21 protein-coding genes are annotated in these 20,427 nt (G+C 73.4%); 13 read left to right on the top strand and 8 right to left on the bottom strand.

What is annotated here, in order from left to right; genetic code table 11:
* Positions 1-20 precede the first annotated feature (20 nt).
* Positions 21-1,070: an oxidoreductase gene (locus ACN9M0_RS08170; protein ID WP_366037247.1), complete on the bottom strand. Its 1,050-nt coding sequence runs from the start codon at positions 1,068-1,070 to the stop codon at positions 21-23.
* Between the two features lie 63 nt (positions 1,071-1,133).
* Here ACN9M0_RS08170 and ACN9M0_RS08165 point away from each other — a divergent pair, with 63 nt between their 5' ends.
* The 4 genes from ACN9M0_RS08165 to ACN9M0_RS08150 all read left to right on the top strand — a co-directional run bounded on the left by ACN9M0_RS08165 (position 1,134) and on the right by ACN9M0_RS08150 (position 3,643).
* Entirely contained in the window at positions 1,134-1,454 is a 321-nt protein-coding gene (locus tag ACN9M0_RS08165; RefSeq protein WP_366037248.1) for a DMT family transporter, read from the top strand.
* On the top strand, positions 1,454-2,056 hold the full coding sequence (locus ACN9M0_RS08160) for a TetR/AcrR family transcriptional regulator (RefSeq protein ID WP_426403363.1): 603 nt from the start codon (positions 1,454-1,456) through the stop codon (positions 2,054-2,056). Before ACN9M0_RS08165 ends, ACN9M0_RS08160 begins: the two co-directional genes overlap by 1 nt.
* A gap of 44 nt (positions 2,057-2,100) precedes the next feature.
* Positions 2,101-3,084, top strand: a complete 984-nt coding sequence (gene dapD / locus ACN9M0_RS08155) for a 2,3,4,5-tetrahydropyridine-2,6-dicarboxylate N-succinyltransferase (RefSeq protein ID WP_366037250.1) — start codon at positions 2,101-2,103, stop codon at positions 3,082-3,084.
* A 349-nt stretch (positions 3,085-3,433) separates the two neighbouring features.
* Positions 3,434-3,643: a hypothetical protein gene (locus ACN9M0_RS08150; RefSeq protein ID WP_366037251.1), complete on the top strand. Its 210-nt coding sequence runs from the start codon at positions 3,434-3,436 to the stop codon at positions 3,641-3,643.
* On the opposite strand, the gene dapA is transcribed toward ACN9M0_RS08150, so the two are convergent.
* Positions 3,622-4,506, bottom strand: a complete 885-nt coding sequence (dapA, locus tag ACN9M0_RS08145) for a 4-hydroxy-tetrahydrodipicolinate synthase (RefSeq protein WP_426403362.1) — start codon at positions 4,504-4,506, stop codon at positions 3,622-3,624. The two genes, ACN9M0_RS08150 and dapA, sit on opposite strands and share 22 nt — an antisense overlap.
* Before the next feature lie 133 nt (positions 4,507-4,639).
* Here dapA and ACN9M0_RS08140 point away from each other — a divergent pair, with 133 nt between their 5' ends.
* The gene (locus ACN9M0_RS08140; protein WP_426403361.1) at positions 4,640-5,377 is read left to right on the top strand and encodes an SDR family NAD(P)-dependent oxidoreductase; all 738 of its coding nucleotides are present in this window, start codon (positions 4,640-4,642) and stop codon (positions 5,375-5,377) included.
* On the opposite strand, the gene ACN9M0_RS08135 is transcribed toward ACN9M0_RS08140, so the two are convergent.
* Positions 5,374-5,817 carry a GNAT family N-acetyltransferase gene (locus ACN9M0_RS08135; RefSeq protein ID WP_366037254.1) on the bottom strand — a complete coding sequence of 148 codons (444 nt, stop codon included), beginning with the start codon at positions 5,815-5,817 and terminating at the stop codon, positions 5,374-5,376. The two genes, ACN9M0_RS08140 and ACN9M0_RS08135, sit on opposite strands and share 4 nt — an antisense overlap.
* A gap of 93 nt (positions 5,818-5,910) precedes the next feature.
* Here ACN9M0_RS08135 and ACN9M0_RS08130 point away from each other — a divergent pair, with 93 nt between their 5' ends.
* Positions 5,911-6,624, top strand: coding sequence for an antibiotic biosynthesis monooxygenase (locus tag ACN9M0_RS08130; RefSeq protein WP_366037255.1), 714 nt, complete (start codon positions 5,911-5,913; stop codon positions 6,622-6,624).
* Positions 6,625-6,640: 16 nt separating this feature from the next.
* On the opposite strand, the gene ACN9M0_RS08125 is transcribed toward ACN9M0_RS08130, so the two are convergent.
* Complete coding sequence (locus tag ACN9M0_RS08125) at positions 6,641-8,494, bottom strand: endonuclease/exonuclease/phosphatase family protein (protein WP_366037256.1); 1,854 nt, start codon at positions 8,492-8,494, stop codon at positions 6,641-6,643.
* 210 nt (positions 8,495-8,704) lie between these two features.
* On the opposite strand from ACN9M0_RS08125, the gene ACN9M0_RS08120 reads away from it, so the two are divergent.
* The 4 genes from ACN9M0_RS08120 (at position 8,705) to ACN9M0_RS08105 (ending at position 13,691) form a co-directional block, all read left to right on the top strand.
* On the top strand, positions 8,705-10,168 hold the full coding sequence (locus ACN9M0_RS08120; RefSeq protein ID WP_426403360.1) for a hypothetical protein: 1,464 nt from the start codon (positions 8,705-8,707) through the stop codon (positions 10,166-10,168).
* A gap of 145 nt (positions 10,169-10,313) precedes the next feature.
* On the top strand, positions 10,314-11,744 hold the full coding sequence (locus ACN9M0_RS08115; protein WP_366037258.1) for an alkaline phosphatase PhoX: 1,431 nt from the start codon (positions 10,314-10,316) through the stop codon (positions 11,742-11,744).
* 54 nt (positions 11,745-11,798) lie between these two features.
* Positions 11,799-12,620, top strand: coding sequence for a GntR family transcriptional regulator (locus ACN9M0_RS08110; protein ID WP_426403359.1), 822 nt, complete (start codon positions 11,799-11,801; stop codon positions 12,618-12,620).
* A gap of 54 nt (positions 12,621-12,674) precedes the next feature.
* Entirely contained in the window at positions 12,675-13,691 is a 1,017-nt protein-coding gene (locus ACN9M0_RS08105) for a 1-aminocyclopropane-1-carboxylate deaminase (protein ID WP_366037260.1), read from the top strand.
* A 14-nt stretch (positions 13,692-13,705) separates the two neighbouring features.
* Here the strand turns inward: ACN9M0_RS08105 and ACN9M0_RS08100 are convergent, their stop codons facing one another.
* Together ACN9M0_RS08100 and ACN9M0_RS08095 are read right to left on the bottom strand one after the other, a co-directional pair.
* Positions 13,706-14,959, bottom strand: a complete 1,254-nt coding sequence (locus tag ACN9M0_RS08100) for a TerD family protein (protein ID WP_399696381.1) — start codon at positions 14,957-14,959, stop codon at positions 13,706-13,708.
* Between the two features lie 36 nt (positions 14,960-14,995).
* Positions 14,996-15,235: a hypothetical protein gene (locus tag ACN9M0_RS08095; RefSeq protein ID WP_366037262.1), complete on the bottom strand. Its 240-nt coding sequence runs from the start codon at positions 15,233-15,235 to the stop codon at positions 14,996-14,998.
* Positions 15,236-15,331: 96 nt separating this feature from the next.
* Here ACN9M0_RS08095 and ACN9M0_RS08090 point away from each other — a divergent pair, with 96 nt between their 5' ends.
* Positions 15,332-16,270, top strand: coding sequence for an AraC family transcriptional regulator (locus ACN9M0_RS08090; RefSeq protein ID WP_366037263.1), 939 nt, complete (start codon positions 15,332-15,334; stop codon positions 16,268-16,270).
* A gap of 314 nt (positions 16,271-16,584) precedes the next feature.
* Here the strand turns inward: ACN9M0_RS08090 and ACN9M0_RS08085 are convergent, their stop codons facing one another.
* Positions 16,585-17,394: an NAD-dependent epimerase/dehydratase family protein gene (locus ACN9M0_RS08085; RefSeq protein WP_366037264.1), complete on the bottom strand. Its 810-nt coding sequence runs from the start codon at positions 17,392-17,394 to the stop codon at positions 16,585-16,587.
* A gap of 228 nt (positions 17,395-17,622) precedes the next feature.
* Here ACN9M0_RS08085 and ACN9M0_RS08080 point away from each other — a divergent pair, with 228 nt between their 5' ends.
* Together ACN9M0_RS08080 and ACN9M0_RS08075 are read left to right on the top strand one after the other, a co-directional pair.
* Positions 17,623-18,555 carry a 5-dehydro-4-deoxyglucarate dehydratase gene (locus tag ACN9M0_RS08080; protein WP_366037265.1) on the top strand — a complete coding sequence of 311 codons (933 nt, stop codon included), beginning with the start codon at positions 17,623-17,625 and terminating at the stop codon, positions 18,553-18,555.
* Positions 18,552-19,685 (top strand): hypothetical protein, encoded by a 1,134-nt coding sequence (locus tag ACN9M0_RS08075; protein WP_366037266.1) that lies wholly within the window; start codon positions 18,552-18,554, stop codon positions 19,683-19,685. Before ACN9M0_RS08080 ends, ACN9M0_RS08075 begins: the two co-directional genes overlap by 4 nt.
* Here ACN9M0_RS08075 and ACN9M0_RS08070 read toward each other — a convergent pair.
* Positions 19,682-20,404 (bottom strand): hypothetical protein, encoded by a 723-nt coding sequence (locus tag ACN9M0_RS08070; RefSeq protein WP_426403358.1) that lies wholly within the window; start codon positions 20,402-20,404, stop codon positions 19,682-19,684. The two genes, ACN9M0_RS08075 and ACN9M0_RS08070, sit on opposite strands and share 4 nt — an antisense overlap.
* Between the last annotated feature and the right edge of the window lie 23 nt (positions 20,405-20,427).

The raw sequence follows: 20,427 nt of genomic DNA, 5'->3' as shown, positions 1-20,427 counted from the left end.
GGCGCGGCCGTTCCGCGTGTCTAGAGGAGTCCGGCCGCCCGGGCCAGGTCCGGAGCCAGGTTCTCCTTGCGGATGCGCTGGTCGACGTAGAGCAGTCCGGTGACCAGGGGCGGGAAGACCGAGACGATCGCCTGGCTGATCAGGCCTCCGACGGCGAGGACGCCGAAGAGGAGCGCGAAGGAGGCGATCAGGACGCCGGCGTCCTCGCTCGACAGGTCGACGGTCGACAGCGGGGCCGAGGCCAGCAGGGAGAAGACCTGCTGGATCAGCCCGCTCACCACGGAGGCCATCACGCCGGCCGCGAACAGGGAGCCGAACACGCGCCACCAGGCGCCCCGGACCAGCGACGAGGAGCGGCGCATCGAGGCGAGCGCGCCCTGGTTCTCGATCACCGCCGCCGCCGGGGCCAGGCTGAACTTCACCCAGATCCACAGGGCCAGCGGGAAGACGAGCAGCGCGCCGCCGAAAGCCAGGAAGGGCGCGATCAGCGGTCCGGTCCGGACCGCGAGCAGCGCCACCAGCAGGGCCACGAAGCCCACGATGAAGAGGAAGGCCGGAAGCAGCAGCGCCAGCGAGGTCAGCACCACCGTGCCGAGCACGGCGGGCGTCCGGGACCAGGCCCGGCGCCAGACCGTGCGGAAGGTCGTGGGCCGGCCGAGCACCGCCTCCTGGACCACGGCAGGGCAGGCGGCCGCCACCACGGCGTTGGCGCAGATCATTGTGATCATGGCGACGGCCCAGACGCAGACGAAGGCGACGATCAGCGGCTGGATCTCGTCCCAGTGGGGATCCTGGTTCTCCGGCCGGTCGAACGCGGCGGTGAAGAGGTCGCCGACGACCGCGTACGCGATGCCGAGCGCCGCGCCGACGACGAGCAGCGCGGCGCCGTAGACGGCTCCGGCCACCCCGAGCAGCGCCTTCCAGTGGCGGCCGAACGCGGCGAAGGCACCGGTCAGGATCGTGCTGAAACCGAGCGGCGCCAGGGGTATCACGCCGGGCTTCGGCGGCGGGGGCGGCGGCGGATAGCCGTAGCCGTAGGGCGGTCCTGGCGGACCGGGGGGATACGTCATGCGGGACACCGTATAGGGGAGCGTTGCGAACACCCGTACGCAGTGCTGTGTACGCTCGTACACATGGGTTACGGACTCCTTGCGGGCGCCATCGCGGCGGAGATACTCGCCACCACCTCGATGAAGTACAGCGAGGGCTTCACCCGGTTCTGGCCCTCCCTCGTCACCGGCGCGGGCTACCTCGTCGCGTTCGCGCTCCTCGCCCAGGCGCTCAAGACGCTCCAGGTCGGCACGGCCTACGCCATCTGGTCCGGGGTCGGCACCGCCGCCGTCGCCGTCATCGGCTTCCTCTTCCTCGGCGAGAGCCTCAACCCCGCCAAGATCGCCGGAATCGTCCTCATCATCGCCGGGGTCGCCGTCCTCAACCTCGGGGGCGCGCACTGATGGCACGGACCCGGAGGTACGACCCCGGTCGGCGCGAGCGGATCGTCGACGCCGCCCTCACCGTCGTCGGGCGCGCCGGGATCGGCGGCCTCAGCCACCGCACGGTGGCCGCCGAGGCCGACGTGCCGCTCGGCTCCACCACGTACCACTTCGCCTCCCTCGACGAACTCCTCGTCGCGGCGCTGCGCAAGGCCAACGAGGGCTTCGGGCGGCTGCTCCGCGAGCACCCCGCCCTCAACGACCCGGACATCCCCCTCGCCACCGCGCTCGCCCGGCTCCTCGGGGAGTGGCTGGAGGGCGAACGCGCGCGCGTGGAGCTGGAGTACGAGCTCTACCTCGCCGCCCTGCGCCGCCCCGCCCTCCGGCCGGTCGCCGCCGAGTGGGCCGAGTCCGTCGTCACCGCCCTGGCCCACCGCACCGACCCCGCCGGCGCGCGCGCACTGGTCGCCGTCATGGACGGCATCTGCCTCCAGGTCCTGCTGACCGACGGCGCCTACGACGAGGAGTACGTACGTCTCGTGCTGGCGCGGGTCCTGAACGAAGCACCGAACCAGCCTCTCCCGGGCTCGTCGGAACCCCCTATCCGCTCGACCGACACCTGAGACCGGTTGGCCCGGGCGGGGGCCCGCCGGTTAGGTTTTCCGTCATGACCACTGCTCCTCGCACCACCGGCGCCGTCGCCGCCGGCCTCGCCACCATCGCCGGCGACGGCACCGTTCTCGACACCTGGTTCCCCGCCCCCGAGCTGACCGAAGCGGCCGGCCCCGCCGGCACCGAGCGCCTCACCCCCGACGAGGCCGTCAACGCCCTCGGCGAAGGCGCCGCCAAGGCCCTCGGCGTGGACGCCCGCCGGGGCGTCGAGGTGGTCGCCGTCCGTACCGTCATCGCCTCGCTCGACGAGAAGCCGCTCGACGCCCACGACGCCTACCTGCGCCTCCACCTGCTCAGCCACCGGCTGGTCAAGCCGCACGGCCAGAGCCTGGACGGCGTCTTCGGCCTCCTCGCCAACGTGGCCTGGACCTCGCTCGGCCCCGTAGCCGTCGACGACATCGAGAAGGTGCGGCTCAACGCCCGCGCCGAGGGCCTGCACCTGCAGGTCACCTCGATCGACAAGTTCCCGCGCATGACCGACTACGTCGTGCCCGCCGGGGTCCGCGTCGCCGACGCCGACCGCGTCCGCCTCGGCGCCCACCTCGCCGCCGGCACCACCGTCATGCACGAGGGCTTCGTCAACTTCAACGCCGGCACCCTCGGCACCTCGATGGTCGAGGGCCGCATCTCCGCCGGCGTCGTCGTCGGCAACGGCTCCGACATCGGCGGCGGCGCCTCCACCATGGGCACCCTCTCCGGCGGCGGCAACGTCGTCATCTCGATCGGCGAGCGCTGCCTGATCGGCGCCGAGGCGGGCGTCGGCATCGCGCTGGGCGACGAGTGCGTCGTCGAGGCCGGTCTGTACGTCACCGCCGGCACCCGGGTCACCATGCCCGACGGCCAGATCGTGAAGGCCCGCGAGCTCTCCGGCGCCTCGAACATCCTCTTCCGCCGCAACTCGGTCACCGGCGCCGTCGAGGCCCGCCCGAACAACGCGGTCTGGGGCGGACTGAACGACATCCTGCACAGTCACAACTGAGGCACCGGCAGGACCGACGCCCGACCGCCCGCCCCCGCCTCGAACGGCGGGGCGGGCGGTCGGCCGCTTTCCGGGGCGAGACCGGCAGGAGAGCGGTCGGCCGTTCCCCCGGTTCTCGCCCCTGTCAGACCGCCGGGAGGGCCGTCAGGCGCTTTCCGTCTCGTGACCGGGCCGCCGTCCGCCGCCCGAAGCGCGCCCAGGCTATGCGGGACACCACGTCTTCCCCGGTGGCGGTACGCAACGGGGACAGCGCCATGAAACTCCTGTCACACGGCAACCGATTCGGTGACGTTGCGTTAACAAAGTGGAACGCAGGGTTCCAGCACAGAGGCGAGGCGAGGAGTTCGGCATGAGGACGAGGCCCACGGTCGCGGGGATGCTCACGGCGGCGGCGGTCCTGCTGCCGGCCGGCGCGGCCGCGGCGGACGAGACGCACAGCCACTCGCACAACGGCCCGAACGTCTCCCTGATCTCCACCGGGCAGATCGACGACCCCCTGGAGGACGTCCTGGAGCACGCCGCGGTCCTCGGCCACACCTACACCGGCGACTCCGCCTGAACCAGGGCCTCGTACGCCGCGCGCAGCCTGTCGGCCGTCTCCGGGCCGGCGGGCTGCAGCGGCTCGCGCACCGGACCGCCCAGGAGCGCCTTGACGGTCACCGTGCCCGGAAGTCCCGAGTTCATCATCAGCTCGGACAGCGGCAGGAGGCGGGCGTTGGCCCGGGCGGCGCCCGCCGTGTCGCCCGCGTCGAAGGCGTCGAGGACCGCGCGCAGCCGGCGCGGCGCCACGTTCGCCACCGTACTGACGTAGCCGGCGCCGCCGACCGCGTACAGCGGAAGGTTCAGCTCCTCGCTGCCCGAGTAGTACGCGAGTCCCGTCTCCGCGATCAGCCGGGCCGAGCCGAGCAGGTCGTAGGAGCAGTCCTTCACCGCCACGATCCGCGGGTGCTCCGCGAGCCGCCGCATCGTCGCGGGCTCGACACGTGTCCCGGTCCGGCCCGGGATGTCGTAGACCATCACCGGAAGCCCGGTCGCGTCCGCGACCTTCAGGAAGTGCGCCTCGACGGCCGCCTGCGGGGGACGGCTGTAGTACGGGGTGACGACGAGCAGGCCGTCCGCCCCCGCCTCCTCGGCCTGCCGGGCCAGCTCCGCGGTGTGCCGGGTGTCGGCGGTGCCCACCCCCGCGAGGACCGAGGGGCCGGGGCCCACGGCCTCGCGGACGGCGCGGACGAGGGCGGCCTTCTCGGCGTCCGTGGTGGTCGGGGACTCGCCCGTCGTGCCGTTGAGGACCAGGCCGTCGCAGCCCTCCGCGACGAGCCGGGCGGCGAGGGCCCCCGCCGCGTCGGGGTCGAGCGCGCCGGCGGGGGTGAACGGGGTGACCATCGCGCAGAGGGCGCGGCCGAAAGGGCGTGCAGTGTCCATCCGAGAAGTCTGTGCGCGAACGACCGTGAAGGTCTACTTAGATCTGCTTGGTTCGAGAATTCAGTTTCTGTGAACGATGGTCGTCTGGCATGATCGGCCGGGCGCGACAGGGGGACATGGAGAACAGCACAGCATGAGCGAACAGCGCGTCGCACTCGTCACCGGCTCGTCCTCGGGCATCGGAGCAGCCGTCGCCCGACGGCTCGCCGACGCCGGCTTCCGGGTCGTCGTCAACTCCGCGCGGTCGGTCGAAGCGGGCAAGGCCCTCGCCGCCGAACTGCCGGACGCCGTCTACGTACAGGCCGACGTCTCCGACGAGACCCAGGCCACGGCCCTCGTCGAGGCCGCGGTGGAGGCGTACGGCCGCCTCGACCTCCTCGTCAACTGCGCGGGCACCACCCGGTTCATCCCGCACGACGACCTCGAAGCCGCCTCGCCCGAGGTCTGGCGCCACCTCTACGACGTCAACGTCATCGGCGTCTGGCAGACCGTCACGGCCGCCGTCCCCCACCTGCGGAAGACCCGCGGCAGCATCGTGACCGTCTCCTCCCAGGCCGGCGTACGGCCGGGCGGCAGCTCCATCCCGTACGCCGTCTCCAAGGCCGCCGTCAACCACATGACGAAGCTCCTCGCCAAGACCCTCGGACCCGACATCCGCGTCAACGCGGTCGCGCCCGGACTCATCGACACCCCCTGGTTCGACGGGGTGGAGGGCGCCGAAGCCGCCAAGGAACACGTGGCCGGGGTCGTCCCGCTGCGCCGGGTCGGCCGCCCCGAGGACATCGCCGGAGCCGTCTTCGACCTGGCCCACGCCTCGTACATCACCGGCGAGGTACTCCTCGTCGACGGCGGCGGGCACCTGCTCGGCTAGAGCGCCCGCTTGAAGCCGTCGTGGCTGCGCGCGAAGCCCAGCGAGGCGTAGAAGCGGTGGGCCTCCGTCCGCTGCTTGTTGCTGGTCAGCTGGACGAGCGCGCAGCCGCGCTCCTTCGCCCGCGCCACGGCCCGCTCCATCAGCTCCCGGCCGAGCCCGCCGCCGCGCCGGTCGGCCCTGATCCGGACCGCCTCGATCAGGGCCCGCTCGGCGCCGCCCTTGCCGAGCCCCGGGATGTACGTGGCCTGGAGGCAGCCCACCACCAGGTCACCGTCGACCAGGACCAGCATCTCGTTGCGCGGATCGCCCTCGATGTCCGCGAAGGCCCGCTCGTACGCCTCGGTGACGACGACCGAGCCGGGGTCCACGACCCTGTCCTCGTCGGCGAGCAGGGCGAGGACGGCGGGCAGTTCGGTGCGGGTGGCGGGGCGAAGGATCATGGCGCGAAGTCTCGCACAGGGAAACCCCTTGACCTCAAGCAAGGTTGAGGAGGGAGGGTCGAGCCATCCGAACCGACCAGGAGGAGACACTCCATGAACGCCGTCGCACGCCCCGATGCCCGTCCCGACCTCCACCGGCCCGGGGTCGGCGCCGTCCTCGTCAGCACCTGGAAGGTCGGTACCCCCGAGCGCCAGCGCGCCGCCGTCGAGGCCATCCGGACGGCCTGGGAGAGCCGCGCGTGGCCGGACCTCGGCCTGCTCTCGTACAGCGTCGCCATCGGGACCGACGGGGACACGCTGCTGCACTACTCGCAGTGGACCGAGCAGCAGGCCTACGACGACTTCGTCCGCACCTACCGCGACGACCGGAACGCCGAGATCGACGCCGCCGTGCCCGGCATCGAGCGGGTGGAGCTCCGCCGCTACGCGCCGATCCACCGTTCCGCCGTCCGCGGCGGGACGGGCACGGGGGAGCTGCCCGGGGTCGTCGTGGTCGTCGAAGCCGACTTCGACGGGCTCGGCGCGGGGCAGCGGGAGGACTGGGTGGACACCGTGTTCGCCGCCCTGGACGAGGACGCGGCGACGCGGTCGGCGTCCGGCGGGATCAGCGCCCAGTTCCATCTGTCCACCGACGGCGGCCGGGTCCTGAACTACGCCGAGTGGGAGAGCGGGCAGGCCCATGCGGAGTGGTCGGCGGACGACGCCCGGCTGAGCGAGGCCTGGAAGCGGGTGCACCACCACCCGGGGCTCGTGGGCGGCCGGGTGCGGCGGTACACGCCCGCGCTCAGTCTGAGCGCGGGCGTGTGACCGGGGCGTTCCGCGGTTACGGGCGGAAACGCAGGACCTGCGGGTCGTGGTCGCTGTCCTGGTCGGCGAACTCCGCGTTGATGTGGACGCTGTCGTACTCGAAGTGGTGGACGCCCGGGCTGGTCAGGATCTGGTCGAGGACCTGGCTGTTGCCCTGGTACACGTACGAGTAGCGCTCGCTGAGCGGCAGCGACTTCACGGCCGGGTACAGCGCGCCGCCGTCCGTCAGCGCCTGCGTCGTCCCGGAGAACTCGAAGTCGTTGATGTCACCGACGACGAGGACGTCGGCCTGCTTGTCGACCGCGACGATGTCCTTCACGAAGGCGTTGACGGCCTGCGCCTGGAGCAGCCGCTTGGCGTCGGAGGAACGGTTCGGCGGCTGGTGGTGCGAGACGATGGACTCGTCGCCGCCCTTCGAGCCGAAGTGGTTGGCGATCACGAAGACCGTGCGGCCGCGGAAGACGAACTCGCCCGCGAGCGGCTTGCGGCTGGACTCCCAGGCGGCGTTCGCCGGGTCGACGCGGCCGGGGGAGAGGGTCAGCGCGGCGTGGCCCTTCGTGCCCGTGACGGCGGTGGCGGTGGTCGCGTCGCCGCCCGCGCGGTCCGTGAAGGAGACCCGCTCGGGGTTGAAGAGGAAGACCTGACGGATGTTGCCGCCGGGCTCGCCGCCGTCCTTGCCGTTCTGCGGGTCGATCGAGCGCCACTCGTACGCCGGACCGCCGGCCGCCACGATCGCGTCCGTGAACTTCTTCACCGTCTGGTCGGCGGCGACCGTGCCGTCGTTCTTGGCGCCGTTGTTGTCCTGGATCTCCTCCAGGGCGACGATGTCGGGCGAGGCGAGGTTGTCGACGACCGCCTTCGCGAGCGCGTCGAACTTCTCCTGCGGGTCGGACGGGTCGAGGTTCTCGACGTTGTACGTCGCCACGGCCAGCTCGTTCTTGTGCTGCTTGTCCGTGGTCTCGCGCTCCAGGCCCTCGTCGACGACCGTGCCGAGCGTGCGGGCGGTCAGCGTGTAGCCGCCGAACTGGTTGAAGTCGAGCGGGCCCTCGGTGGTGCCGGTCAGCCGGTCGCCCACGTTCGCCTTCGGGAACGGCTGCTGGGCCAGCGGGGTCAGCGACTGGATCTGGAGCCGGCCGGTGTTCTGCGACTCGTACGAGCCGTAGACCGTGCCGCCGCGCTCGTCGTCGTTCTCCCAGGGCTTCACCGTCACCCAGAGCTCCGCGTACGGGTCGGTGGCGCCGACCACCCGCGAGGAGTCGATCCGGACGTTGGTGCCCTCCAGGGACTCGTAGTAGTCCAGGGCGTACGTCTCGGGGTCCAGCGTCAGGCCGTTGATCGAGCCGCCCGCGGCCGGGTCGCCCGCCGGGGTGTACTCCTCGGGGACCGACCAGGCCGAGATCGTCACCGGGGCCGGGACCGGGTTGCCCTTCGACACCACGGTGACGACGGGCTTGGAGATCTGGGTCAGCGACTGGTTGCCCGAGTTCAGGCCGCCGGGGACGTACTCGGTGACCGTGCCGTTCAGGCTGACCGCGTCGCCGACGGCGACGGTCGGGACGGAGCTGGTGAAGACGAAGATGCCCTCGCTGGTGGCCGGATCCGCGTCCGCCTCGGGGTCCTGGATCCAGAATCCGCGCGAGCCGTAGGTGCGGACGCCGGTGACGATGCCCGTCACGCCGGTGACCTGCTTGCCGACGAGGGGGGAGACGCGCGTCGTGCCCTGGATGTCGTGGACGCGGACGCCGGCGGCGGCGCTCTCGGCGGCGGTGCTCTCCGCGGCGGCGCTCGACGAACCCGCGAGGAGACCGGCGGCGAGGGCGGACGCGACGACGGCGGAGACCGCGGCGAATCTCGGTATGGACGAAGACATCAGAGGCTCCGAGGGTGCTTGGAGGATCGGCAGATGAATCTACGCGCGTCAATCTCTTGCGAGAGCAGTGCACTTGTCAAGAGTCGACGGGTGTACGAAGGCTGACGGAACCGTGAACCGACGGACGGGGCCCCGGATGCGTCTACCCTGAGGACCGCTCGTCGAGCCCCTTTCCCCTTCACCCACGCACGCGTCGAGGAGACCCCCCAGATGTCAGCGGAGCACCCCACCCTTCCCCCCGTTCGGCTGCGTGCGGACGCGGAGCTGGCGCGGGACGCCCTGGCCGCCCCCCTCCTCGCCCAGGCGGTACGCCTCGCCCGCTGGGCCGGGCCCGAGACCCGGGTCGACGCGGGCGGCGAACTCGTCGACGAACAACTCCCCGAGGCCGCCGAGGTCCTCGGCCTCGCCGACGACGAGGACGGCGAGACCTGGGCCGGCGACGCCTGGCGGCTCGCCGTCGACACCGGTCTCGTCGCCGTCGAGGACGGGGAGGCCCCGCAGGGCGCCGAGGACGAGGACCTTCCCGGGCGGGCCGGTCCCGGCGAGAACCTCGCGCTGGTCACGGGCGGTTCGCCGCAGGACGTCCTCGGCCTCTGGCTGGACGGTTTCGACGCCGTCTTCGCCGACGCCGTCGCCCCCGTCCTCGACGACCTGGACGCGATCGTCGGCGAGGACGGCGAGATCGACTTCGACGCGCTCGACTGGGACCCCGAGGTCGAGGCCGAGTTCCTGGAGGGCGTCCTCGGCAACCTCTACCTGCTGACCGTCAGCGAGGGCGGAGCCGGCGAAGGCCCCGTACCGCTGCCCGCGCTCGCCGCGTCGATGGTCGTCCCCGACGACATGGGCGAGCCCACCGACGACGTCCTGGAGCAGGTCTCGGACGCGATGATGCGGCTCGACGAGCAGTTCCGGCTGCTCGAACCGATCGGACTCGTCGAGTACCAGCCCGTCGACGAGGCCCTGATGGCCGAGGAGGGCGAGGAGCCCGCGCCGCCCGTCGACGACGAGGACGTCACCCGCTACGGCATGGTCCGGCTCACCCCGCTCGGGCTCTACGGCGTCCGGGCCCGGATGCTGGAGGCCGGCGTCGACGCGCCCGCCGTCGGCGACCTGACGGACAAGGGCGCCGACGCGCTCCTCGACGGCATCGCCGGCTACCCGGAGGCCGCGGCCCGCGAGGAGACCGCCGCGTGGCTGGCCGGCCGCGACGCGCTCGGTGCCGCCCGCGAGCTGCTGCACGCCGCCCGGGGCGCCGACGCCGGCTCCCCGCTCCGCCGCCTCCACTGCCAGCAGACGCTCTCCCTGGTCGGCGCCGAGGCGGAGCCCGCCGTGCGGGAGGTCCTCGACGACGCGGAACTCGGCGGCCTCGCGCGGGTCTGGCTCGCCGAGCGCGGCGCGGCGGACGTGCCCGCGCCGCCGGAGTCCATGATCTTCTGGCTGGCGATCGACACCATCGCGGCCCAGATCGACTCGGACGGAGACCTGGAGGAGCTCCAGGAGCTGATCGAGGGCCTCACCGGCCGCCACGGCGGCTTCTTCGAGGCGGCCTGGCGGGTCGAGCACCCGGCGACGGCGGAGGTCCTGGAGGCGATGGGCCGCCTGCACCGGGACAAGACCGTCGCGAAGGAGGCCCGCAAGGCCGCCTTCAAGGCCCGCTCCCGTTCGGGTTCCTGACCCGGGGTCGCCGGCCGCACGGGCGCCGGCGACGGGTGTCCCGTGCGGGATGCCCGGCGGTGTTCCCGTGGAGTTCAGGCGGTGTTCGCGGAGGCGCGGGAGGGTGGCCCGCGAGATCCGGCCACCACAGGGAGACCCCACCACCATGCCTCTCAACCGCAGAGAGTTCACCAAGCAGTCCGCCGTCGCCGGTGCGGGCCTCGCCCTCACCGGTGCCGTCGGGGCTCTCGCCACCGCGCCCGAGGCGCTCGCGTCCGACGAGCCGGAGGCGTACGGAGCGGGCCACGAGCACGGCCACGGGCACGCCCTCGGCTACGGCCCCCTGGTCGCCGACCCCGACGGGATGCTCGCCCTGCCCGAAGGGTTCTCGTACAGCGTCGTCACCCACAGCGGCGTGACCCGCCTCGAGTCGGGCGAGTTCACGCCGTCCAACCACGACGGCACCGCCGCCTTCGCCGGGCCGCGCGGCGCCACGTACCTGGTCAACAACCACGAGCTCAAGGGTCCCCGCGACAAGTGGGCCCACCCCGTCCCGCTCACCGAGGGGCTCGTCTACGACCCGGCCGCGGCCGGCGGCTGCACCGTCGTCGAGGTGCACCGCGACGGCACCGTCGCCGAGTGGGTCGGCCTCGCCGGCACCTCCACCAACTGCGCGGGCGGCCGCACCGCCTGGGGCACCTGGCTGACCGGCGAGGAGACCGAGGACCTCGCCGGCAAGAACGGCATGACCAAGGACCACGGCTACATCTTCGAGGTCGACCCGCACGACCGCCGCGCCAACCTCGCCCCGAAGCCGGTCAAGGCCTTCGGCCGCTACGCCCACGAGGCCGTCGTCGTCGACCCGAAGCACGGCCACGCCTACCTCACCGAGGACGCCTCCGGCCCCAACGGGCTGCTCTTCCGCTGGGTGCCGCCGCAGGACTTCGAGCACGGCCGCGGGAAGCTCCGTACCCTCGCCGACGACGCCGGCGTGCTCCAGGCCTTCAAGTGCATCGACTCCTCGGGCCGCTTCGTGGACGACCTGTCCCGCGCCACCCGGATCGGCACCGTCTACGGCGTCGACTGGGTCGACGTCCCCGACCGCGACGGCCGCACCACCTCCGTCCGCAAGCAGTTCACGGACGGCCAGGTCACCCGCGCCCGCAAGCTGGAGGGCATGTGGTGGGCCGACGGCGGCGCCTACGTCGTCTCCTCCTACGCGCGCGAGGAGAGCCCGGGCACCGCGCACGACGGCCAGGTCTGGTTCTACGACCCGAAGCGCCGCACCCTCACCCTCAAGGTGCTCCTCGGCGTGAACACGGCCCCGGACGAGGACGGCGCCTTCGACGGCCCCGACAACATCACCGTCTCCCCGTACGGCGGGCTGGTCATCGCCGAGGACGGCGAGGGCGTCCAGCACCTCTTCGGCGCGACCGACTCGGGCCGCACGTACCCGATCGCCCGCAACGACTTCAACGACAGCGAGTTCACCGGCGTGACCTTCTCGCCCGACGGCGACACGCTGTTCGCCAACATCCAGGACCCGGGCATCATGGTGGCGATCACCGGTCCCTGGCGCCGCCAGCCCCGTCGTTGAGGCCTGAACTGACCACTGGTCAGGTCCATGGACTGACATCTAACATGCCAGTCCATGGACGCACTGCGGCCCGTGGGCCGGACCCTGCTGCGTGACCGGGCGTACGAGGCGCTGCGCGAGGCCATCGTGCGCGGCGACCTCGCCCCCGGCGCCTCGCTGAAGGACGCCGATCTCGCCGAACGGCTCGGGCTCTCGCGCGCACCCGTGCGCGAGGCCCTGGCCCGGCTCGGCGACGAGGGCCTCGTCGAGTCCAAGCCGCAGAGCTACACCCGGGTCACCCGGCCCGTCAGCCGGGTCGTCCGGGACGCCGCCTCGGTGGTGCGGGTGATGCACGAGCTCGCCGCCAGGACCGGCGTGCCCCTGCTCGGCCCCGAGGGCATCCGGACCATGCGCGAGGCCAACGAGCGTTTCGCGGCGGCCGTCCGCGCCTCGGACGTGGAAGCCGCCCTGGACGCCGACGACGAGCTCCACCAGGTCCTCGTCGTCGCCAGCGGCAACCACGCCGCCGCCGCCACGATCGCGCGGTACACCCCCCTGATCCGCCGCGTCGAGCGGCGGCTCTTCGGCGACTCCGGCAGCTGCGGATCGGCCGAACTCCACGCCCGGCTCATCGAGGCGTGCGCGGCGGGGGACGCGGAGGCGGCCGTGCGGGTCACCACGGAGATCTGGGCCGCGCTCGAACAGCTCGCGGACGACGCCATCGAGGTGGCCGAGGTCACCGGCATCCCCGGGGCCGGGGCCGGAGCTGGAGCTGGAGCTGGAGCTGGGGTCGGAGCTGGGGCCGGAGCCGGGGCCGGGGCCGGAGCCGGGGAACCCGCAGCGCCCGAGGCCTTCGCCGCCGTGCGCCCCGCGCCCGTGGCCCCGGCGGACTCGTAGCGCCGCAGCGCGTCCAGGACCGTCGACCCGTCGCCGCACCCACCGGGAGCCGCTTTGCCGATCACCGACTTCGACCGCTACCCGCTCCTCTTCGGGCCCTCCCCGCTCCACCCGCTCGAACGGCTCACCCACCACCTCGGCGGCGCCGCCCTCTGGGCCAAGCGCGAGGACTGCAACTCCGGTGTCGCGTACGGCGGGAACAAGACCCGCAAGCTGGAGTACCTGGTCGCCGACGCCCTCGCCCAGGGCTGCGACACGCTCGTCTCCATCGGCGGGGTCCAGTCCAACCACACCCGCCAGGTCGCCGCCGTCGCCGCCCGCGCCGGACTGAAGTGCGTCCTCGTCCAGGAGAGCTGGGTCGACTGGCCCGACTCCGTCTACGACAAGGTCGGCAACATCCTCATCAGCCGCCTCGCGGGCGCCGACGTGCGCCTGGTGAAGGCCGGGTTCGGCATCGGCTTCAAGGAGAGCTGGGAGCAGGCCCTGCGGGAGGTCGAGGAGGGCGGCGGGAAGCCGTACGCGATCCCGGCGGGCGCCTCCGACCACCCGCTCGGCGGCCTCGGCTTCGCGAACTGGGCCTACGAGGTGGCCGGGCAGGAGCGGGAGCTCGGCGTCTTCTTCGACACGGTCGTCGTCTGCTCGGTGACCGGCTCCACCCAGGCCGGCATGGTCGCGGGCTTCGCCGCGCTCGCCGAGGAGGGTGGACCGGCCCGCCGGATCATCGGGATCGACGCCTCCGCGAAGCCCGTCCCGACCCACGAGCAGATCACCCGGATCGCCCGGAACACCGCCGCGCTCATCGGCGTCGAGCGCGAGGTGACGGCGGCCGACGTCGAGCTGGACGAGCGCTACCACGCCGGGGTGTACGGCGTCCCGGACGAGACCACCCTCGACGCGATGCGGCTCGCCGCCCGCACCGAGGGCATGGTCACCGACCCCGTCTACGAGGGGAAGTCGATGGCGGGTCTGGTCGACCTGGTGGACCGGGGAGAGATCGGCCGGGACTCGACCGTGCTCTACGCCCACCTCGGCGGCCAGCCCGCCCTCAACGCCTACAGCGCGCTGTTCTGAGGGGGCCCGGCCGCTCAGAGCGCCTGGGCGGCCGGCTTCACCATGCCCCGGACGGTCCGCGACTTCACGAACTCGCCCATCGCCGTCATCTCCCACTCGCCGGAGAACTGCTTGATCAGCTTGGCCATCATCACGCCGGTCTGCGGCTCGGCACCGGTCAGGTCGAAGCGGACCAGCTCCTCGCCCGTCGCCGCGTCGATCAGCCGGCAGTAGGCCTTGGCGACCTCGGTGAACTTCTGGCCGGAGAAGGAGTTGACCGTGAAGACCAGGCCGGTGGTGTCGGCCGGGAGCCTGCCGAGGTCGACCGTGATCACCTCGTCGTCGCCCGCGCCCTCGCCGGTGAGGTTGTCGCCGGAGTGCTTCACCGAGCCGCCCAGGATGGTCAGCTTGCCGAAGTAGCAGCTGTCCAGGTGGTTGCGCTGCGGGCCGTACGCGATGACGGAGGCGTCCAGGTCGATGTCCTTGCCCCGGAAGGCGGGCTCCCAGCCGAGGCCCATCTTGACCTGGGAGAGCAGCGGACGGCCGCCCTTGACCAGGGACACCGTCTGGTTCTTCTGGAGGCTGACCCGGCCCTTGTCGAGGTTGATCTTGCCGGTGGAGACGGGGGCGGCGGCAGCGGCCGGGGGAGCGGCCGGGACGGGGGGCACCGGGGCCGCGACGCGCGGGTCCACCGGGGCGACGGGCGGCGCGGGCGGGGCCGGCGGGGCGACGGGGGCGGCGGCGACGGGCGGGGCTACGGGCGCGGGGGCCTGTGCGGCGGCGGGCTCCTCGTCCACCGAGACGCCGAAGTCGGTCGCGATGCCGGCCAGCCCGTTCGCGTACCCCTGGCCCACGGCGCGGGCCTTCCACGCGCCGTTGCGCAGATAGATCTCGACGACCACCAGCGCCGTCTCCGTGGCCAGCCGCGGCGGGGTGAAGGTGGCGAGCACGCTGCCGTCGTCCGCGTTCCGGATGGTGGCGGTGGGCTCGATGCCCTGGAAGGTCTGGCCCGCGGCGTCCGGGCTCGCGGTGACGACGATCCTCTCGATGCCGGCCGGGACGGCGCCGGTGTCCACCAGGATCGCGTCGGGCGCGGCCCCGCCGCCGGAGCGGTAGGTGACACCGGGCCCGGCCGGCTGGTTGTAGAAGATGAAGTCGTCGTCCGAGCGCACCTTGCCGTTGGCGCCGAGCAGCAGGCCCGAGACGTCGAGCCGCACGGGGGCGGCCACGTCCACCGCCACGCGTGCGGCGGTGAGAGGGATGTTCGAGCCGGGGGTCATTGCGGTCATGCCAGGGCTAACGATCCGGGCCCCTTTGCCGTTCCCTTACCCGCGCGCGGTTCGGCCGGGTTGATTACGCGGGTGGTTCCTGGCCTGCCGTTCGTTGCCGAAGCGGTACGCGCCCGTCCAGCGGGCCATCACCAGCTGGGCGTCGCCCGCCTCCACCTCCGCCAGGAACTTCCCGGCCCGCCCGCCGCGCAGCACGCCCGCGGCGCGTCCCTGGTGGGTGAGGACGACCGAGCCGTCGCGGCGCCGCTCGTAGCTGAATCCATGGGGTCGTGGCATGACGGGCATCCTGCCGATCCCGGTCGGATTCGTCATACGAATATTCTTTGGGCCGTGATGGGTGCTATGGGTGGGAGCTCTTTCCGGACACGGGACGTGGACGAGGCGCGCGAGGAGCTCGACGCGCGGTACTACGCGAACCGCATGGCCGTCGTCGACCGGGAGCGGCGTCCCTTCGCGGCGCGGTTCGACACCGTGGCGCTCGGGCCGCTGGTCATCGGCGACCTGAGCTGCGGGGCCGATGTGCGGATGAGCTTCGGGGAGCTCGGCGCGTACCACCTCAACGCGCCGCTGAGCGGGACCATGGAGATGCGCCAGGGCGGCGGTTCCCGGGTCGTCGCGACGCCGAGCGAGGCCCTGCTGCTCGACCCGGCCGGGGACACCTTCCTCGACCGCTGGAGCGGGGACTGCCGGACCCTGTCCGTGAAGGTCGGGGCGGCCGAACTGCGCGACCGCCTCGAACAGCTGATGGGTCGGGTGCCACGCGGCCCGCTCGTCTTCGCGCCCCGCCTGGACATCACGCGCGGCCCCGGGCTCAGCTGGGTGCGCTTCGCCCGCCAGGTCGCCGCCGAGGCGCTCGCCGGGGAGGGGCTCGCCACGCACGAGCTGGTCGCCAGGCCCCTCCAGGAGGCGCTGCTCAACGGGCTGCTCCTGGCCGCCGAGCACCCCTGGCGCGAGGCGCTCGTCCACCCGGGGGAGGCGCGGCGCCCGGCCCCGGTCAAGCGGGTGATGGACGCGGTGCGGGAACGCCCCGAGCACCCGTTCACGACCACCGAACTCGCCGCTCTGGCCCGGGTGAGCGTGCGTCGCCTCCAGGAGTCCTTCCGTGAGTACGTGGGGATGTCGCCGATGGCGTACGTCCGGGAGGTCCGGCTCGACCGGGTCCACGAGGAGCTGCGGGCGGCGGCCGCGGACGAGGTGAGCGTGAGCGAGGTGGCCTGGCGGTGGGGCTTCGCCCACCAGGGCCGGTTCGCGGCCCGCTACCGGGAGAGGTTCGGCGAGGCACCGTCCCGGACGCTCCGGGCGGGCCGCTGACGGGAGCGCCGGGGGCCGCTCGGGCGGGGCGCCGACGGAAACGCGGCGCTCGGGCCGGCCGCCGAGAGAAGGGCCCGCGGCGCTCGGGCCGGCCGTGGCCGGGGCGCCCGGGGGCGCGTCCGCGGGGGCCTTGTGCTTCTTTGCGCCAACTCCCCGCGCAATCCGGACAGGTGCCGCGTTCCGCGGCTCGCGATGATCTTCGGCCGGGCCTACGGTGAGTCGGTCGGGTGCGCCAGCGCGCGCCGTGGCCCGGGCCCCGGCCGGCTCCCCCGTATCAGTCCGGCCGGGTCCTGCGTACGTCCCGCGGACCCCGTTCAGTGCGGCCAGCGGGGCGGGTCCGCGCAGAAGTGGCCGCCCAGGTAGAGGTCGTCGGGGCTGCCCTCCGCCGGGAGGCCCTTCTCGGCGATGACCTTCTCCGCCCAGGCCTCCGAGTCGTCCTGCGGTGCGTAGCCGAGCGCCCGGGCCGTGGAGAGGTCCCACCACGCGCGCGTGTTGGCGGACGAGCCGTACACGACCGTGTGGGCCACCTCCCCGGCCGTGAGCGCCGCGTGCAGGAGGCGGGCGCAGTCGGCGGGGCTGAGCCACATCGAGAGCATCCGCACCGAGGTGGGCTCCGGGAAGCAGGAGCCGATGCGCAGGGAGACCGTCTCGACTCCGTGCAGGTCCCAGTAGAGCTGCGCGAGGTCCTCGCCGAAGCACTTGGAGAGGCCGTAGAAGGTGTCGGGCCGGTGCGGGGTGTCGACCGGGATCGGCGGCTCGCCGTCGCGCGGGCGCCGGGTGAAGCCGACGGCGTGGTTGCTGGAGGCGAAGACCACGCGCCGGACGCCCTCCTCGCGGGCGGCCTCGTACAGGTTGTACGTCCCGGCGATGTTGGCGGCCATGATCTTCTCGAAGTCGGACTCCAGGGAGATGCCCGCCAGGTGCACGATCGCGTCGACGCCCCGGACCGCCTCGCGCAGCGCCGCGCGGTCCGCGAGGTCGGCGACGATCGCGTCCGGGGCCCCGGGCACGGGGGCGACGTCCAGCAGGCGGAGCTCGTGGCCGTACGGGGGCAGCAGCTCCCGCATCAGCGTGCCGACGCCCCCGGCGGCGCCGGTGAGCAGGACGGTGCGGGGTGCGGTCATGGAGCGGTTCTCCTCCGTCGAGCGGCATTCACATGAGGGGCATTCGTGAGCGGCATTCACATCCGTGGACACGCTAGGGACGCTGCCGACGGAGCGTCAAGATCCTTGACGCAGGTGCGCAATCGCCTTGACCAGCCGATCGGCGCTGCTCTAGCGTGCGTGAGGTCAGCGTTCATGCATATGGATGAAAGTCATAACTATGCACGACGGACTTCCCTGGGAGCGCCCGTGACCACTGCCCCGCTCGCCGGCCGGCTCGACGGCCTGCTGTTCTTCCCCGTCACCGCCTTCGCACCCGACGGATCCGTCGACCTCGGCACCTTCCGCGCCCACGTCCGCGCCGGCGTCGACGCGGGCGCCGCGGCCGTGTTCGCCTGCTGCGGCACCGGCGAGTTCCACGCCCTCACCCCCGAGGAGTTCCGGGACTGCGTCGCCGCCGCCGTCGAGGAGACCGCCGGCCGCGTCCCCGTCGTCGCCGGCGCCGGCTACGGCACCGCGCTCGCGATCCGGTACGCGCGCCTCGCCGAGGAGGCCGGCGCCGACGGACTCCTCGCCATGCCCCCCTACCTCGTCGTCGCCGACCAGGCCGGGCTGCTCCGCCACTACACCGAACTCGCCGCCGCCACCTCGCTCGACGTCATCGTCTACCAGCGGGACAACGCGGTCCTCACCCCCGACACCGCCGTCGCCCTCGCCCGCACCGACGGCATCATCGGCCTCAAGGACGGCCTCGGCGACCTCGGCCTCATGCAGCGGATCGTCAGCGCCGTCCGCGCCGAGGGGCTCGACCTGCTCTACTTCAACGGCCTGCCGACCGCCGAACTCACCGGCGCCGCCTACCGGGGCATCGGCGTCACCCTCTACTCCTCCGCCGTCTTCTGCTTCGCCCCCGACCTCGCCCTCGCCTACCACCACGCCCTCGCCTCGGGCGACGACACCACCGTGGACCTGCTCGTCGACGGCTTCTTCCGGCCGCTCGTCGAACTCCGCGAGCGGGGCCGGGGATACGCCGTCTCGCTCGTCAAGGCGGCGGTGCGCAGGGGCGGTCTGGACGTGGGAGAGGTGCGGCCCCCGCTCAGCGAGCCCGCCCCCGAGCACGTCGACGCGCTCGTGCTGCTCGTCGAGCGCGCCCGGGCGCTCCTCGAGGAGGCCGGGGCGTGAGAACCGGAGCCTTCCTCTACCCCTGGGACGTCGACGGCGACCCCGCCGCACCCGGGCTCCTCGCCGAGCTCGGCCTCGCGCAGATCACCCTCGCCGCCGCCTACCACTCCACCCGGGCCCTGAGCCCCCGTCACCCGGCCCACCGGATCGTCACCGCCGGGCACGCCGCCGTGCTCTACCCGCCGGACCCCGGCCGCTGGGCGGGCCGCGCGCTCCGCCCGTACCCGGCGGGGGAGTGGGCGACCGGCGACGCCTACGGACGGGCCGCCGAGGCCCTCGCCGCCACCGGCCTCGACGTGCACAGCTGGGTCGTCCTCGCGCACAACTCCCGCCTCGGCGCGGAACATCCCGAGACATCCGTCGTCAACGCCCACGGCGACCGCTACCCGTGGGCCCCCTGCATCGCCCGCCCCGAGGTCCGCGCCCTCCTCGTCGGCCTCGCCGCCGAGGCCGCCGTCCGGCCCGGCGCGACCGGCACGGAACTGGAGTCCTGCGGCTGGTACGGCCTCGCCCACCTGCACGCCCACGACAAGACCGCCGGGATCACCCTGGGGGAGCGCGAGCAGCTCCTGATGTCGCTCTGCTTCTGCCCCTCCTGCCGCGAGGGGTACGGGGACGAGGGCGCCGACCCCGACGAGCTGGCCGCCGCCGTGCGCGCCGCCCTGGAGCCGGTGTGGAGCGGCGCGGGACCGGCGGGCGGGCTCGGCGCCCTGGAGGCCCCCGCCCTCGCCTGGCGCGCCCGGGCAGCCCGGACCTTCCAGGAGGCCGCCGTCGCCGCCGTCCGCTCCGCCGCCCCGCCCGGCTTCCGCGTCCTGCTGCACGCCGACCCCGACCCGTACCGCTGCGGTGCCGACGCCGGTACGGACCCGGCGCACGTCCTGCGCCTCGCGGACGGCGTGGTCGCCCGCCCGCCGCGGGTCGCGGAGTTCGCGGCCCACGCCCGCCCGGACACCGTGCTCGCGGCGAACCTGTCCGTGGTCACCGGCATGGGCGGCGCCCCCGACCTGCTCGCCGACACCGCCGGGCGAGCCCGCGACGCGGGCGCGACCGAACTGCGCCTCTACCACGCCGGGCTGGCCTCGGACGCGGACCTGGACGCCGTCCGGAGGGCACTGCGGAAGCTGGGCTAGGGCACCTGCCCGGCTCCCCGGTCGGCCGTCCGGCGCTCCTCGCGCAGGCGCCGCCACGCCAGCGCGAAGCCGATCGCCGCGAGGAGCGCCGGAACGGCCGTCTGCGCCGTGAGGGCGGGCAGCCAGTCGGGGTTGAGCCGGGACGTCATTCCGCTCGTGTACCGGCAGGTGGCCTGCGGCGGGAAGAAGGAGTACTCCAGCGTCCTCGGCAGGTTGAACCGCCAGTCCCCGCCCCTGGAACAGGCCGACGCGGGTCCGGCGAGCAGCTTCCAGCCGGCCAGGGCGTACAGCATCAGGAACACGGAGCCCGTCACGAAGAGGGCCGTCGCCGTCCGGCGCAGCTTCTGGGTGCGGGACAGCGGCGTCACCCAGCGGCCGCCGGGGCGCGGTTCGAACCAGTCCGCGACGAGCGCCGCGAACAGGCAGACGACCAGGACCGCCAGGGCGAGCCAGAGCAGGGCGCCGAGGGCGGCCCAGTGGTCGAGGGAGGAGACCTCTCCGCGCTCGAACACGCAGACCGTGGCCGGGGGGAAGGCCTGGTTCCGCGTCCGCAGCAGCTCGCCCGGGCCCCGGATCAGCCCCTGCGTGCACCGCTCGTCGTACTCGAACATGGCGAACAGGGCCGGGCCCGAGCCGATCACCACCGCGCCGAACGCGACCCCCGCCGCGGCCCACAGACCGCCCGTCCGGTAGCCGCCGTGCGTCCGCGTGTCTGACATCCCGGAATCCTGGGGAGACACCC

The organism is Streptomyces sp. R-07 (assembly GCF_049913175.1).
GTDB lineage: Bacteria > Actinomycetota > Actinomycetes > Streptomycetales > Streptomycetaceae > Streptomyces.
The sequence above is the reverse complement of the archived record's forward strand: the minus strand, read 5'-3'. Positions and strand labels throughout refer to the sequence as shown.